This is a genomic window from Actinoplanes sp. ATCC 53533, assembly GCF_003947245.1.
The window spans coordinates 45,163-60,850 of record NZ_QHHV01000023.1 but is presented as its reverse complement, the minus strand read 5'-3'; the positions used below and the strand labels follow the sequence as shown (position 1 = coordinate 60,850).

Below are 15,688 nucleotides of genomic sequence, written 5' to 3'. Positions count from 1 at the left end.
AGCATATCGCCTTTCGGGCTGTCACAATTGTGCGGTCATGCAGGCGCGGTCGGCACTCTTCGACCTCTACGGCGACTATCTGCGCCCGAGAGGCGGCCGCGCGCCGGTCGCCGCCCTCGTCAAACTGCTCGCGCCGGTCGGCATCGCGCCGCCCGCGGTGCGCACCGCGGTCTCCCGAATGGTGCGTCAGGGCTGGCTGCACCCTATGCGACTGGTTTCCGGCCCGGGATATCTGCTCACCCCGAAAGCCGCGCGCCGGCTCGACGAGGCCGCGGCCCGGATCTACCGGACCGGGCGCAACGGCTGGGACGGGCGCTTCGATCTGGTCCTCACGCACGCCCCGGTGCCCCGCCGGGAGGCAAAACGACTGACTTTTCTGGGCTACGGAATGTTGGGGGAATTCGCCTGGGTCGCGCCGCGCGCGGCGGACGATGTCGACGCCGTCCTGGCCGAGTCGGGGGTCGGGTACGAACGGTTCAGCGCCAGCCACGCCGCCGGTTCGCCCGGTGCGGCCGAGGTGGTCGGGCGCGCCTGGGACCTATCCGAGATCGGCAAGGCGTACGAGGACTTCGTCGCCACGCAGCGCCCGATCGTCACGGCGGTCAACGCCCGCAGCTCCGACGAGGAGGCCTACGCCGCCCGCTTCCAGCTCGTGCACGCCTGGCGCTCGTTCCTGTTCCGCGATCCGCAGCTGCCGACCGCCCTGCTGCCCGCACGCTGGCCCGGCACCAGCGCGGCGACGTTCTTCGACCGGCACGCCGCCCGGTTGCGCCCGGCCGCCGACCGCTTCGTCGAGAGATGCCTGGCCTCGGCATCGCGCAGCGGGCGTGTGGGATTCTCAGATACATGACCTCGCTGCTCGTCGACCGCACCGACGCTGTCGTCACCCTGACCATGAACCGGCCCGACGCGATGAACGCTCTCGACGTCGACCTCAAAGAGGCCCTGCGGGATACCTTGGCGTCCATCGAGGGCGACCGGTCCGTGCGGGCGGTCGTGCTGGCCGGGGCGGGCAAGGCCTTCTGCGTGGGCCAGGACCTCCGCGAGCACGCCCGCGACCTGGACAAGGGCGCCACCGAGCTGGACACCGTGCGGCAGCACTACAACCCGATCGCGCAGCGACTGGCCAGCCTGCCCAAGCCCGTGGTCGCGGCCGTACGGGGCACGGCGGCCGGCGCTGGCGCGTCGCTGGCGCTGCTCGCCGACTTCCGGATCGGCGGCCCGCGCACCACGTTCCTGATGGCGTTCGCCAATGTCGGCCTGGCCGGCGACACCGGCGTGTCCTGGTCGCTGCCGCACATCGTCGGCCGGGCTCGCGCGCTGGAGCTGCTGCTGCTGGCCCAGCCGGTACGCGCCCAGGAGAGCTTCGACTACGGCCTGCTGACCCAGCTGCTCCCCGACGACGAGCAGGTGCTGCCGGCCGCGCAGGAGCTCGCCGCCCGGCTCGCCGCCGGCCCGACGGTGGCCTACGCGGCCATCAAGCGGGAGCTCTCCATCGGCACGGCCGGCTCGCTGTCCGACGCGCTGGCCGCCGAGGCACAGGCCCAGGCGATCTGCGGAGCCACCGCCGACCACCGGGCCGCGGTGACCGCCTTCGTGGCCAAGGAGAAGCCGATCTACCAGGGACGGTGAATCTTCCTGCGAGTCACTGCCGACAGTATGAGTATTTCGGGATACCCGCATCAATGCAGGTGAATGTTTGACTTTCCCGCATCGAGAACGGTGCGCCGCACGGCGCACCTTCGGCTGGGGAGGTCTGGATGGCAAGGTGGCGCAGGATCCTGGGCGGGGCGGCAGCCGCTCTGACGGTGGCCGCGATGGGCACCCTGATGCAGTCGTCGCCCGTGGCGGCGGCACCGCCGGGACCGGACAAGGTCGTCGGCGGCACACTGGCCACGCAGGGTGAGTTCCCGTTCATGGTCCGGCTGTCGATGGGCTGCGGCGGCGCGCTCTACAGCCCGACCCTGGTGCTGACGGCCGCCCACTGCGTGAGCGCGACCGGCACGAACACGTCGATCACCGCGACGATCGGCGTCGTCGACCTCAACTCGACGAGCAAGGTCACCCGCAAGTCCAACTACGTCTACCGGGCACCCGGCTACAACGGCGCCGGCAAGGACTGGGCGCTGATCCGCCTGGCCAGCCCGGTGACCGGCTTCGCGACCCTGCCGATCGCCAAGACCACGGCGTACGACACCGGCACCTTCACGGTCGCCGGCTGGGGCGCGGCGACCGAGGGCGGCGGCCAGCAGCGCTACATGCGCAAGGCGACCGTGCCGTTCGTCAGCGACGCCACCTGCAACTCCAGCGCGATGTACGCCGGCGAGATCATCGCCAGCAACGAGATCTGCGCGGGCTACGCCGCCGGTGGCGTGGACACCTGCCAGGGCGACTCGGGCGGCCCGATGTTCCGCCGCGACTCGGCCAACGCCTGGATCCAGGTCGGCATCGTCAGCTGGGGCGACGGCTGCGCCCGGCCGAACAAGCCCGGCGTCTACACCCAGGTGAGCTTCTTCGCCGCGACGATCGCCTCGGCGGCGACCAGCCTCGGCGGCTGATCACCGCGATCACCACGATCACCACGCGAACGGGCCCGGAGCTGATGCTCCGGGCCCGTTTCGCTGTTTCGGCGAGGAAGTGATGCCCGACGAGTACGTGCGGAGGCACCTGACGAAGGCCGAATCAGTCGTCCTCGTCCTCTTCCGGGTCCTGGTTGGCCTGCTCACCCAGCACGAAGGCCTGCATGGCCAGCTCGTCGCCGGAGGGCGAGACGAAGGTCGGCAGCTCGGCCGGCCCCAGCTCCAGCGCGTACGACCAGAACTGCCGCACGGCCTCCGCCGGGGTCGCCGCCTCGATCGGCAGGTCCAGGCTGACCAGCCAGGTCTGCTTGTCCGGGCCGGCGTCCACCCGGGCCACGAGCCGCCGGAACAGCTCCTCCTCCACCTCGGCGACCGGCTCGACCAGCTTGAGCTCGTCGGCCGGCACCGGCTCGTCGAAGGACCGCCGGATGTAGGTGACGGACAACTCGGGCACACCGTGCGCCCCCCGCCGGGCCGGCACCCCGTCGACCACGCCGAGCGCCACCACATGCGGCGCCTGTTCGCCCGCGACCAGCAGAACCTCGTCACCGGCCGCCGGCTGCACCCCTGCCACGCCCGCCACGGTCAGGGTGTCGTGATGGAACAACCGTTCGGTCGCCCACCGATCCGCTGGAATGATCACCGCCCACTGCGCCATACGCACCATCTCATCACGGGCCGCCGGTGGGCCCGGCGCTGGCTCTCGCGGGCGTGACCGGGGCGGCCTCCGCAGGGCGGCCGTGCGGAGGCTTCAGCGGCTCGCTGAGCCCCGCTCGGGGCCGCGGCGCCGCCCTCACCAAGGGTCGGCGTGCGAACCCCTCAGACGCGGTCTGATCACCCCGGCGAGGGCCGGGCGGCAAAGCGCGGCCGGACCCCGGCGCGGCCGGACCCCCAAGCCCGGCCGGGCGGCAAGCGCAGCCGGACCCCAAGCCCAACCGGACCCAGCGGCGGCCGGACCCCAGGCCCAACCGGGCCCCAGCGCGGCCGGACCCCCAAGCCCAGCCGGGCGGCAAGCGCGGCCGGGTCCCTGCCCGACGCTCAGGGGCGGATCGGGGGGACGAAGCAGCCGGCGAGGTGGTCGTCGACCATGCCGGTCGCCTGCATCAGGGCGTAGGCCGTCGTCGGCCCGACGAACTTGAAGCCGCGCTTCTTCAGCTCCTTGGCCAGCGCGATCGACTCGGGCGTGGTCGCCGGGACCTCCGCGCTGGTCGCCGGGCGCGCTCGGGGCGGCGGCGCGTAGGACCAGAGCAGGTCGGTCAGACCGCCCGGCAGGTCGGCGGCCACCCGGGCGTTGTGCAGGGTCGCGTCGACCTTCATCCGGTTGCGGACGATGCCCGCGTCGGCCATCAGCCTGGTCGCGTCCGCCTCGGAGAAGGCCGACACCGCCGTGATCGAGAACCCCGCGAACGCCGCCCGGAAGGCCGGCCGTTTACGCAGGATGGTGATCCAGGAGAGCCCGGACTGGAACGCCTCCAGCGTCATCCGCTCGAACAGGGCGTCGTCGCCGTGGACCGGCTGACCCCACTCGAGGTCGTGGTAGGGCTGGTAGTCGGGCGTGCTGCCGCCCCATCCGCACCGGACCAGATCATCCGCCCCGACCACCAGGCCCGCAGCGATCACATCAGTCATGGGGACAACCGTACGAGGCACCTCTGACAGAAAGTCAGGACAGGCGGCCCTGCTCGACCAGGCGACCGAACCTCTTCAGCGCGCCCAAGAGGCTCAGCTTCGAGCCGGGCCAGACCACCGGCCAGGCCAGCCGGCCGACGGCGCCCGAGGGCAGGTGGAACCACTCGTGCATGACGACCTGAGTGCGGTCGCCGGCCATCGCCGTGCAGCGCATCGAGCCGGGGCCGCGCAGGACCTTGCCGCAGTGCACGACCCGGACCTCGTACGGCGCGTCGATCCGTACCACCCGCATCTCGTCGCGCAGCCCGGCCGGGCCGACCCCGGTGATCGCCTCGATCAGGCTGCCCTCGCCGCCGTCGCCCTCGACCACCCGCACCTTGGTGAAGGGGATCCAGTCGGACTGCCGCTCCCAGTTGACGAACGCGGCGAAGACCCGCGCCGCGGGCGCGTTGACGATGACGGTCGCGGTGACCTCACCGGTGCCGGGGCTGGCGGCATCGCCGAGACCGTCGACCGGCCCGGGCGCGCTCACCTGCTCTCCGCCGGTTCCTCTTCGCCGGCCGGCCGGGCGGACGCCTGCTCGGTGCCCGCCTTTCCCGCGGCGGACTGCCCTGAAGCGGGCTGGGCTGAATCGGGCTGGGTGGACCCGGACTGACCCGCTGCGGGCTGGCTGAGAGCGGGCTGGCCGGGGACTTTGTCGTCGGACGGGATCACGACGGGCATCACGACCGGCTCGGCGGGCGGCGGGGCGATCGCGGCCTCCCGGGCCCGGCGCAGCACGTCCGCGTCGGCCGTGCGGCCCTCGCGCAGCGCCGTGACCTCTGCCTCCAGCACGCCGATCAGCTCGCCCTTGTAACCGATGTCATAGGCGGCCCGCTGCAGCGCCTGATCGACCTGCGACATCCGGTAGCCGCGGAACGCGATGTCGAACCGGGTCCGGAACACGTCCTCCTCGCCGAGCGGACGGTCGCTGGGCAGCGGCAGGGACTTGCCGTCCGGCTCGACCGGCGTCAGGCCGGAGTCGCCGCCGCTCACCATGACGGTCACACCGAAGACGATCGCCGCGACCACGAGCGCCACTACGACAAAGAGGAGAAGCTGGCCCATGGGCACGATCGTGGCACGACCGCTGCGGGTGTGCGAGCCCGCCACCCCGCCCGGGACGAATCGCCCGGCTCCGATCGAGGGGCGTCAGGTCCAGGTGAGGATCTTCTTGCGCCAGGCGTACAGGATGCCCAGCGCGAGAACCGCCACGAAAACGCCCATCTCGGCCGCCGTCAACAGGCCGAATCCCGGGCGGTCGAAGATCACCGCCCACGGGAAGAGAAAGACCGCCTCAACGGCGAAGAGCACATAGAGGTACGCATAGACGTAGTAACGTATCTGCGCCTGCGCCCAGTCGCCGCCGACCGGGTCGACGCCGCTCTCGTACGTCGTCCGCTTGCCCGCCGGCTCGGCCGGATGAGCCGGCCTGAGCAGCTTGTTCGCGCCGAACGCGCCGACGAAGACGAGCACGCCGGCGGCGAGCACGAGCCCCAGCGTGGCGTACGAACCCAGATAGCCCTCCACGACCGCAGCCTAGCGAACCGAAGGGTGGACTCGGTTGGCTCAGGCAAGCCTTACCTGGCTACTGTGGTCAACGGTCTGAAGTCGGACACGCCCCCGTCCCCGCGACGGTAAGGAGCGCCGACGTAGGGTGGAAGTGACTATTGCGGGCCGGCTCATCGACGTGCGTACCCGCCGGCCGGCTCCCTCAGGAGGTTGGAACGTGGCCGCTCCCGCGAAGCGTGTCGAGCAGCTCGATCGCGTTGTGATCCGGTTCGCCGGCGACTCCGGTGACGGTATGCAGCTCACCGGCGACCGATTCACCTCGGAGACCGCGCAGCTGGGCAACGACATCTCGACGCTGCCCAACTTTCCCGCGGAGATCCGCGCCCCCGCGGGCACCCTGCCGGGTGTCTCAAGCTTCCAGGTGCACTTCGCCGACTACGACATCCTCACGCCCGGCGACTCGCCGAACGTGCTGGTGGCGATGAACCCGGCGGCGCTGAAGGCGAACGTGGCCGACCTGCCGCCCGGCGCGGACATCATCGTGAACACCGACGAGTTCACCAAGCGCAACCTGGCCAAGGTCGGCTACGCGGCGAATCCCCTCGAAGACGGCTCACTCGACGGCTTCGCCCTGCATCCGGTGGCGCTGACCTCGATGACCATCGGGGCGCTGGCCGAGCTCGGGGTGGCGAAGAAGGACGCCGAGCGCGCCAAGAACATGTTCGCCCTGGGCCTGCTGAGCTGGATGTATTCCCGCCCGTTCGGCTCGACCATCCGGTTCCTGGAGCGCAAGTTCGCCAAGCGCCCCGACCTGGTCGCGGCGAACAAAGCCGCCTTCCAGGCCGGCTGGAACTTCGGCGAGACGACCGAGGACTTCTCGGTGCGATACGAGGTGAAGCCGGCCAAGATGCTGCCGGGCACATACCGCAACATCACCGGCAACGCGGCGCTCGCGCTCGGCCTGGTGGCGGCGGGAGTGCGGGCGAAGCTGCCGGTCTTCCTGGGCGCATACCCGATCACCCCGGCGTCGGACATCCTGCACGAGCTGTCCAAGCACAAGCGGTTCGGCATCACCACGATGCAGGCCGAGGACGAGATCGCCGCGATCGGCGCGGCCCTGGGCGCCTCGTACGGTGGCGCCCTCGGCGTCACCACGACCTCGGGTCCCGGCGTGGCGCTCAAGGGCGAGACGATCTCCCTGGCCATCGCGCTGGAGCTGCCGCTGGTCATCGTCGACGTGCAGCGGGCCGGCCCGTCGACGGGCATGCCCACCAAGACCGAGCAGGCCGACCTCAACATGGCTCTGTACGGCCGGCACGGCGAGGCGCCGCTCGCGGTGATCGCCCCGAGGTCGCCGTCGGACTGCTTCCACGCGGCGATCGAGGCGGCCCGGATCGCCCTGAAATACCGCACGCCGGTGATCCTGCTCTCGGACAACTACGTGGCGAACGGCTCCGAGCCCTGGCTGCTGCCCGACGTCAACGACCTGCCGGACATCTCGGTGGAATACACGACCGAGCCGAACGGCGAGGACGGGCGCTTCCTGCCGTACCTGCGGGATCCGGAGACCATGGCCCGGCCGTGGGCGATCCCCGGCACGCCGGGCCTGGAGCACCGGATCGGCGGCCTGGAAAAGGCCGACAAGACCGGTGACATCTCCTACGACCCGGCCAACCACGAGTTCATGGTGCGCACCCGCGCGGAGCGCATCGAGTCGATCCCGGTCCCGGACGTCGAGATCGAGGACCCCGACGAGAACGCGCGCGTGCTGGTGCTCGGCTGGGGCTCCACCTACGGCCCGATCGGTGCCGCCTGCCGGGCGCTGCGCCAGCGCGGGCTGCCGATCGCCCAGGCGCACCTGCGGCATCTCTCGCCGCTGCCGGCGAATCTCGGCGAGGTGCTGAAGTCGTACGACAAGGTGGTCATCCCGGAGATGAACCTGGGCCAGCTCGCCCACGTCATCCGGGCCAGGTACCTGATCGACGCGGTTCCCTTCAACCAGGTCAGCGGCCTGCCCTTCACGGCCGCGACGCTGGAGAACATGCTCGAGGACGTGGTCAAGAATGGTTAGCACCTCCATCCCGTTGACGCCCGTGAAGCTCACCACCAAGGACTTCAAGTCGGACCAGGAGGTCCGCTGGTGCCCCGGCTGCGGTGACTACGCGATCCTGGCGGCGGTCCAGCAGTTCATGCCGGAGCTGGGCATCGCCCGGGAGAACACTGTCTTCGTCTCGGGCATCGGCTGCTCGTCGCGCTTCCCGTACTACATGAACACGTACGGGATGCACTCGATCCACGGCCGCGCGCCGGCGATCGCGACCGGCCTGTCCGCGTCCCGCCCGGACCTGTCGGTCTGGGTTGTCACCGGCGACGGCGACGCGCTGTCGATCGGCGGCAACCACCTGATCCACGCGCTGCGCCGCAACGTCAACCTGAAGATCCTGCTGTTCAACAACCGGATCTACGGCCTGACCAAGGGCCAGTATTCGCCGACCTCCGAGCTCGGCAAGATCACCAAGTCGACCCCGGCCGGCTCGGCGGACTCGCCGTTCAACCCGCTGTCGCTGGCCCTGGGCGCAGAGGCGACCTTCGTGGCCCGCACGATCGACTCGGACCGCAAGCACCTGCAGTCGGTGCTGCGGGCGGCGGCCCAGCACGAGGGTTCGGCGTTCGTGGAGATCTACCAGAACTGCAACATCTTCAACGACGGCGCGTTCGAGGTGCTCAAGGACCCGAACACCCGCGACGACCACCTGATCCGGCTGGAGCAGGGCGAGCCGATCACCTTCGGCGCACAGGCCCAGTATTCGGTCGTCCACCCGGCCGGCGCCTTCGGCCTGTCGGTCCGGGACAGCGCCGAACTCGGCGGCGAGACCCCGGTCGTGCACGACGCGACCGTGGACGACCCGGCGTACGCCTTCGCCCTGAGCCGGCTGTCGGGCTCGGATCTGGGCACGACGCCGATCGGCGTGTTCCGCAACGTCCAGCGCCCGTCCTACGACGAGCTGCTCCAGAAGCAGCTGGAAGACGCGAAATCCCAGGTCACCGGCACCCCGAACGAGATGCTGGGCGAACTGCTCAACACCGGCGACACCTGGACGATCCTCTAGATCCTGGTCCTGGTCCTGGTCCTGGTCCTGGGTCCTGGTCCGGAGAGCGGAAACCGTCAGACGGCTACGCCGATGCCGCTGTTCTCTTCGTCGCGGATGTAGATCAGCATGTCCCCGGTGTCGATGGTGATCGACTGCTGGCCGCCCAGCGGCAGCACCTTGCCGCGCCGGATCAGGGCCACCACCAGGGTCTGCAGCTCGCGGGGGTTGCGGCCCACCTCGTCGCGTTCCGCGGAGCGCATTGCCAGCGCCATGCCCTGGCCCGGGGTCAGCAGGTCCTCGACCACGTCGATCAGCGGCGGGGTCGTCGTGGTCAGGCCGAGCAGCCGGCCCGCGGTCGACGACGACACGATGACGTGGTGGGCGCCGCTCTGCTTGAGCAGCGCCGCGTTCTCCTGCTCGCGGACCGCCGCGATGATTCGCACCTGGCCGGCCGTCAGTTGCCGCACCGTCAGGGTGATCAGGACGGATGCCTCGTCGCTGTCGGTGGCGATGATGACCGACTTGGCGTTCTTCACGTCCGCCTCGAGCAGCACCGCCGAACGGGTGGCGTTGCCCTCGATCGCGACCAGGCCGGCGGTCGCGGCCTGGCGCAGGGCTTCGTCGCGGCTTTCCACGATCACGATGCGGGACTTGTCGTAGCCCGTCTCCAGCAGCGCGCTGACCGCGGCGCGGCCCTTGGTGCCGTAGCCGCAGACGATGATGTGGTCCTTCAACTTACGCCTCCACCTGGTGACCCTGATGCTCTTCCGGTACTGGTCCGTCAGCACCTCGAGGGTCGTGCCGACCAGGATGATCAGGAAGAGCACGCGGGCCGGGGTGATAAAAACGATGTTCACGAAGCGCGCGTCGGGCGTCACCGGGGTGATGTCGCCGTAGCCGGTGGTGGAGAGCGACACGACCGCGTAGTAGAAGCAGTCGAGGAGAGTCAGGCCGTCCTCGTTGACGTCGCGGTAACCGTCGCGGTCGATGTAGATCACCAACACGGTGAGCAACACGAGGACGACGGCGGCGATCACTCGCACGGCGAGCGCCCGCAGTGGTCCCTGTCGGACCAGCGGTAATCGGATCACTTAACGGCCACCTGCACGTTCACACCATAGCGGCCGGGTCCCACACCACTTTCCAGGACAGCACACGACAGGCCCGCTGCGGAATACCCACCGGTAAGTTGAGGCGTCGTTAAGGAATTCTCCATTGATCAGCTTGTATCTCGAAACCTTTCGATCCAAGACTGGCGGCCTACCGCTGGAGGTTTCGATGAAACGGTCCGTCCGCCGTACCCTCGTCGTCCTGATCTCTGCCTTCGCCCTGCTGGCTCCCGCCGTGGCGGCTTCCGCCGCCACGGACAGCAAGGCCACCGTCCTGTCCCGCTGGACCCAGACCACCGCGGCCAGCACCGCCGCCTGGAACGCCGCCCGCCTGGACCGCGCGCCCTGGGCGAGCTACGGCTTCGACTGGGCCACCGACTACTGCTCGTCCAGCCCGGACAAGCCGCTGGGCTTCGACTTCACCAACGCCTGCTGGCACCACGACTTCGGCTACCGCAACTACAAGGACCTCGGCGCGTTCCCGGCCAACAAGGACCGCGTGGACAACGTGTTCTACGCCGACCTCAAGCGCAAGTGCGCCACCTACAGCGCCGTGGTGCGCCCGGCCTGCTACAGCCTGGCCTGGACCTACTACCAGGCCGTGAGCGTCTTCGGCTCGCTCGCGTCCGTCAGCCCGTCCGATCTCGACCGGGCCCGCAGCCTGGTCGAATAGGACTCAGCCCAGGGTCTGCGCGAAGCGCGCCGACCCGTGCTCGAGGTCCGGATGCTCGACGGCCAGCGCCGTCGCGACGGCGCGGCTGAAGCCGATCTTCGCCCCATCGGCGTAGGCCGCGTCGAAGGCCGCGTCGCCGAGCACCCGCCTCAGGGCGGCCTGCCGCCCGGACCAGAAGCCACCGAACTGGGTCGCCCGGCGTGCGCCCCGCACCGATTCCGCACCCCCGAAAAGGACGGTCGCGGTGCCGGGGTCGCCGCCGGCGGCACATCGGACGGCGATGGCAGCGACGGCGTCCGCCGCGGCGCCCCGGAAACCGTGCCGCAGGCGCGACCGTAGGGCGACGACCAGGTGGTCGTGCGCAGCGACCAGGTCTCGGCGGCGCAAGGCCACCATCCCCAACAACCAGTCCACGGTACGGCTGCCGCGGTCCTCCGGCCGTCCCGCCTCGAGCTGGCGGGCACCGCCGAGCAGTTCGGCCGCCTCGTCCAGGGCATCGCGCCGCCACAGCAACTCGGCGAGCGTCACCACCGCCGGTAGCGCCTCGGCCGGCACCCCGGTGCGTTCGGCCCGGGCGATGACCTCGCGGCACACCTGCTCGGCCTCGGCTGTCCGCCCGGCCGCCACCAGCGAGAGTCGCTGCCCGGCGAGCGCCCGCACCAGCAACGCGGGGTGACCGACCTGGCGGGCGATCTCCTCGGCCCGGTCCAGGAAGCGGGCCCGCTCGTCCCGGTCGTCGGCGAGTCCGGCGTGGACCAGGTACGCCGACGCCAGCTCGGCCTGGTCGATCCGCTCGCCCGGCTCGGCGTCCAGCCGGCCGTACAGCCGGTAGAGCAGGTCCCGGCCCTCCCGTTCGCCGCCGTGCTCCCGCCACCAGGGGTCCAGCGCCCCGGCGAGCCGCAGCCCGGCCCGGACACTGCCACCGGTGGCCGACCAGCGCAGCGCCGCCTGCCACTCCTGCACGTACGGGGCGAGCTCGGTGAGCGAGACGGTCCGTGGTTGCCCGTCGGTGTCGACGGCCACGCCGTTCAGCGTGTGCAACGACCAGGCGACGTGCTCCTCCCGCGCGGCGGGCTCCTCCCCCACGGCGGCCAGCCGGCGGGTCGCGTACGCCCGGACCTGCCCGGACATCCGGTAGCGCGACCCGGCGACGACCTCGACCAGCGACCGGTCGACCAGCTCCGACAGGGCGCCGAAGGCGTCCTCACCCGCCCATTCCACGGTGTCGAGCTCCACGGGGGAGGCGAAGACGGCCAGCCGGCGCAGCAGCCGGGCGGCACCGTCGCTGAGGCCACGATAGGACCAGTCGAGGTTGCGGGTCAGGCTGCCGTGCCGGCCCGGCTCGTGGCGACCGGCGTCGAGCGCGGCGATCGGATCGTCGAGCCGGGCGGCGAGCTGCGCCGCGGAGAGCAGCCGCAACCGGTCCGCGGCCAGCTCGATGGCCAGCGGCGCACCGTCCAGCTTCGACGCGATCCGGGCCAGGTCGCCGGCCTCGCCGGCGGCGCCGGGCCGACCACCACGGGCCGCGGCGGCCCGGGTGGTGAGCAGGGCGTAGGCATCGGCGGGGGCCAGCTGCGGAATCCGCCAGACCAGCTCACCGGGCACGCCGAGCGAGGTGCGCGAGGTGGCGAGCACGTCCAGCCGGCGGCAGCTGGCCAGCAGCCGGCGAATCAGCTCCCGGGCGGCCGGGTGCCGGGCCTCGCAGGTGTCGAGAACGAGCAGGGTACGGCCGTCTGCGCAGCGTTCGATGAGGCTGTCGAGCAGCGGACGGGCGGGCTCCGGCCGCACCCCCATCGCGGCGGCCAGCGCCTCGGCCGGCTGCTCCTCGGCGAGATCCACCAGCCAGACGCCATCCGGGTACGCGGCCCGCAGGTCCTCGGCGACGGCGACGGCGAGCCGGGTCTTGCCGGCACCACCCGCCCCGGCGACGGTGACCAGCCGGTGCGTGCCGACCAGGTTCTTCAGCTCGGCGATCTCGCTCCGCCGGCCGATGAAGGGCGTGACAGCGGCGGGAAGATTGTCGACCGGCGCGCCCGGGGTACGCGGACGGGGGAACGCCTGCTCAAGCCCCGGCGCGACGAGTTGGAAGAGCCGCTCGGCATCGTCGAAGCCGCGGAGCCGGAACTGGCCCAGGTCCAGCAGGTCCACACTGTCCAGGGGCGCGGCGTGGGCGATCCGGCGTTCCCGGTGCTGGTCGCCGAGTCGTGGCCGGCTCCCGTTCGCTCCCGCCTTGTTCGCTGGTCCCGGCCTTTTCGCTGCCGGCCTGTTCGCTGTGGCTCCGTTTGCTGTGGCCCCGTTCGCTGCGGCCCCGTTCGCTGCCGCGCCCATCAGGGCGAGGTCCTCGCGGCGGGGAGCCGGCTCGGGCGACCGGGTGGCGACCGCCAGTGCGGTCGCCTTGGAGCAGAGCACCTGACCACCGTGCGCCGCGGCGGCTACCCGGGCGGCCCGGTGCACTTCGGCGCTCGTGTACTCACCGGCGACCGGGGTGGCCCAGCCCGTGTGGAGTCCCATCCGGACCCGAGGCGCCGCGTCCGCGCTCGGCCACGGGTATGCGGCGAGTGCACGCTGTGCTGCCACACAGGCCGACACGGCAGCCGCCGCATCCCCGAAAGCTACGAAGAAAGAGTCACCCTCAGTAAAAAGCTCGGCTCCAGCGTAATTACTCAGCGCTGCACGAACGACGCCGCGATGGGCGTTGAGCACGCGGCCATAGTCTTCGCCGAGCATCCGCGCGAGGCGCGTCGACCCCTCGATGTCCGTGAACATGAAGGTCACAAGGCCGCTCGGTAGGTCGGTCCGTCCCGACACGGTGAGAACCTCCGCCCCCTTGGGAAGTCGCGCTTCATGCTGCCGCACCGCAATCACACGGCACATCGTAGAAACGGTCGGTAACCGTCTTCCCGCCACGGCCTACCCCGGAAGGGCGACCCATGGTCGGTCATCGACGGTCACGCACGGCACTACGCGTGACGTAACGACGAGGTTCACGTTCGAGTTGCGCGGCAGTCGGTCAATTCCACTGACCCGTTCGGACGTCCCCGCACGAGTCACTGTTGTGCGACTCCAGCAGGTCACCCGACGATCACCACAGCGTCACGTCTATGCGCCTGTCAACAGTCGACATGACAACAGATCTCACAAGGGGCCTCGGTGATACATCCAGATTGAATTGATCCCGGGATTGGCTACGGGCCCCGACCGCCAGGCCTCGGCCGCGGCTGGTGACCGGGGCTGGGCGGAGGCCGGTGACCGGGGCTGGGCCGCGGCCAGGGACCAGGGCTGGGCCGCGGCCAGGGCTGGGCGATGGTTCGGGTTGGGCGATGGTTCGGGTTGGGCAGCGGCCCGAGTTGGGCCGGGCAGTGGCGGCATTGATCGCGGCGGCTCGGGTTCGCGGCCTCCGGGGCCGAATCTCGGTTGGACGCCGAGCCACGGCAGTCCACCGGCAGATCTTGTGCGGAGCTGAGACTTCTGCGGGCGCGTCGGTGTCCGGCTGCTACCTGCCCAGATCGGGGAACGCGATCCATGCCTTTCGAGCAAAGTCGCTAGGGTTTTCGATCCTTCGGCGACAACCTCGGATGCGCCGACCACCGACAAAGCACTCGAACGAGGCACGGCACTGAGATCCCTCTTGGAGATCGGTGGCCCTCAGAGTCTTTTGCGCGACCGGGTCTCCGATCGATCGCCATACCCCGACGAAGCGATCACACCCACAGGCCTGCTCGGCGCCGCGGCCGGATCTTGTAGCGGCACGGTCCGCTCCGCACTCGCACGCAACAAAGTCGATCCAGCGCTGACGACCCGACAAGGATCTTGAGGCCGCGTGATCGGCGCAGCGCACCCGCACGCATCAATGTCGATCAGCGCCGGCGACCCTGACGAGGGATCTTGAGGCCGCGTGGTCCGCTCCGCACCCCATACGCAACAACATCGATCCAGGGCAGGTGACCCGACGAGGATCTTGAGGGCGGCTCGATCAGCTCCCACGCCGCCACGGCATACCCATCGGCCAACGCCGGGCGGCACGAGACTCAGCCGGAGCATCCCCGCCAGAAATACCGGCATAACGCCCACGACTCAAGCACTTGGCAGTGGGACACCGAAGGGCCTGAAGCAGTCTCCACGAGGGCCCAAAAATGCCAAAGCCTATCAAAGCAACCAATAAGGTTTCGAACAAAGGCGATCTAACCGGATCGAACGGTGATCCAACGGGACTCCCGCAGCGACATGTCCGCGCGAGAAATCGCCCGCAAGCACCGCCTGCAGGTACCGCCCGCACCGCCGCAAGCACTGCCCGCGCGTACCGCCCGCACCGCCGCAAGCACCGCCCGCACCGCCGCAAGCACCGCCCGCACCGCCGCAAGCACCGCCCGCACCGCCGCAAGCACCGCCCGCACCGCCGCAAGCACCGCCCGCACCGCCGCACCGCCCGCAAGTACAAGGTGCGTCGCCGCGCTCCCCGAGGCGGACAATCGCCCGATCGAGGCACTGCGTCAGCCGGTGGCCCAATCACCCAGACGACCATCGGGGGTAAATCCACCCGAGCCGACCAAATTGGCCCATAGCGCTCCCGGGCGGACGCGATTCATCAGGTCAGGCGCCCTAGGGATCAGCAGCCGCAGGCGCCGCCGCAGCAACCCCCGCCGCCGCCGGAAGGGGCAGACGGCGTGGCTGCGCTGCGGCCGGTGACCGCGACTGTGGACAGGAGCTTGACCGTGTCGGCGTGACCCTGGGGGCACGCCGCCGGGGCGGAGGATTCGGCCATCGGCCTGTTCAACTCGAAGGTGTCACCGCAGGCGCGGCAGCGGTAGTCATAGCGCGGCATGCCCACAGCGTATGGCGTGGCTGTGACAAGTTGTGGTGCCGATCCCCAGGCCGCGCGGGACATATCGGGCATGTTCCATGGACACCGGCATTCAGCGTCGCCCGGTAGTGTCGTGCAGGTGGTGGACGGGCAGGAGAAATCCCCGAAGCGGCCCGGGCAGCGATCCCCGGCGCCGCACAGCGACGGACCCCTCGGGAGCTCGGGCGCGGCGCCCGAGGAGGAGTCCTCGACCT

General features: G+C 70.6%; 14 protein-coding genes. 6 read left to right on the top strand and 8 right to left on the bottom strand.

From position 1 onward, the window contains the following. The first annotated feature begins 37 nt into the window (after nt 1-37). The 3 genes from DMB66_RS09320 to DMB66_RS09310 all read left to right on the top strand — a co-directional run bounded on the left by DMB66_RS09320 (nt 38) and on the right by DMB66_RS09310 (nt 2,558). On the top strand, nt 38-850 hold the full coding sequence (locus DMB66_RS09320) for a PaaX family transcriptional regulator C-terminal domain-containing protein (RefSeq protein WP_125803628.1): 813 nt from the start codon (nt 38-40) through the stop codon (nt 848-850). After that, complete coding sequence (locus DMB66_RS09315) at nt 847-1,632, top strand: enoyl-CoA hydratase-related protein (protein ID WP_125803627.1); 786 nt, start codon at nt 847-849, stop codon at nt 1,630-1,632. Before DMB66_RS09320 ends, DMB66_RS09315 begins: the two co-directional genes overlap by 4 nt. A gap of 128 nt (nt 1,633-1,760) precedes the next feature. Then, nucleotides 1,761-2,558, top strand: a complete 798-nt coding sequence (locus DMB66_RS09310; RefSeq protein WP_125803626.1) for a trypsin-like serine protease — start codon at nt 1,761-1,763, stop codon at nt 2,556-2,558. Nucleotides 2,559-2,682: 124 nt separating this feature from the next. Here the strand turns inward: DMB66_RS09310 and DMB66_RS09305 are convergent, their stop codons facing one another. From DMB66_RS09305 to ndhC, 5 genes are all read right to left on the bottom strand, one after another. Next, on the bottom strand, nt 2,683-3,237 hold the full coding sequence (locus DMB66_RS09305; protein ID WP_125803649.1) for a hypothetical protein: 555 nt from the start codon (nt 3,235-3,237) through the stop codon (nt 2,683-2,685). 380 nt (nt 3,238-3,617) lie between these two features. Continuing rightward, complete coding sequence (locus DMB66_RS09300) at nt 3,618-4,208, bottom strand: DNA-3-methyladenine glycosylase I (RefSeq protein WP_125803625.1); 591 nt, start codon at nt 4,206-4,208, stop codon at nt 3,618-3,620. 34 nt (nt 4,209-4,242) lie between these two features. Next, entirely contained in the window at nt 4,243-4,740 is a 498-nt protein-coding gene (locus DMB66_RS09295) for an SRPBCC family protein (RefSeq protein ID WP_125803624.1), read from the bottom strand. Further along, a complete protein-coding gene (locus DMB66_RS09290) occupies nt 4,737-5,315 on the bottom strand; it encodes a DivIVA domain-containing protein (RefSeq protein WP_125803623.1) in 579 nt (192 codons plus the stop codon). Before DMB66_RS09290 ends, DMB66_RS09295 begins: the two co-directional genes overlap by 4 nt. An 84-nt stretch (nt 5,316-5,399) precedes the next feature. Continuing rightward, complete coding sequence (ndhC, locus tag DMB66_RS09285) at nt 5,400-5,777, bottom strand: NADH-quinone oxidoreductase subunit A (RefSeq protein ID WP_125803622.1); 378 nt, start codon at nt 5,775-5,777, stop codon at nt 5,400-5,402. A gap of 199 nt (nt 5,778-5,976) precedes the next feature. Between ndhC and DMB66_RS09280 the strand changes: the two genes are divergently transcribed. Next, complete coding sequence (locus DMB66_RS09280; protein ID WP_125803621.1) at nt 5,977-7,830, top strand: 2-oxoacid:acceptor oxidoreductase subunit alpha; 1,854 nt, start codon at nt 5,977-5,979, stop codon at nt 7,828-7,830. Continuing rightward, complete coding sequence (locus DMB66_RS09275) at nt 7,823-8,869, top strand: 2-oxoacid:ferredoxin oxidoreductase subunit beta (RefSeq protein ID WP_125803620.1); 1,047 nt, start codon at nt 7,823-7,825, stop codon at nt 8,867-8,869. Before DMB66_RS09280 ends, DMB66_RS09275 begins: the two co-directional genes overlap by 8 nt. Nucleotides 8,870-8,925: 56 nt before the next feature. Here DMB66_RS09275 and DMB66_RS09270 read toward each other — a convergent pair whose 3' ends face one another. Beyond that, nucleotides 8,926-9,942, bottom strand: a complete 1,017-nt coding sequence (locus DMB66_RS09270) for a TrkA family potassium uptake protein (RefSeq protein ID WP_125803619.1) — start codon at nt 9,940-9,942, stop codon at nt 8,926-8,928. A 187-nt stretch (nt 9,943-10,129) separates the two neighbouring features. Between DMB66_RS09270 and DMB66_RS09265 the strand changes: the two genes are divergently transcribed. Further along, entirely contained in the window at nt 10,130-10,633 is a 504-nt protein-coding gene (locus tag DMB66_RS09265; protein WP_125803618.1) for a phospholipase, read from the top strand. Nucleotides 10,634-10,636: 3 nt separating this feature from the next. Here the strand turns inward: DMB66_RS09265 and DMB66_RS09260 are convergent, their stop codons facing one another. Next, nucleotides 10,637-13,441: an adenylate/guanylate cyclase domain-containing protein gene (locus tag DMB66_RS09260; RefSeq protein ID WP_370318347.1), complete on the bottom strand. Its 2,805-nt coding sequence runs from the start codon at nt 13,439-13,441 to the stop codon at nt 10,637-10,639. A gap of 1,798 nt (nt 13,442-15,239) precedes the next feature. Then, complete coding sequence (locus DMB66_RS09255; RefSeq protein WP_125803616.1) at nt 15,240-15,455, bottom strand: zinc ribbon domain-containing protein; 216 nt, start codon at nt 15,453-15,455, stop codon at nt 15,240-15,242. Nucleotides 15,456-15,688: the final 233 nt, after the last annotated feature.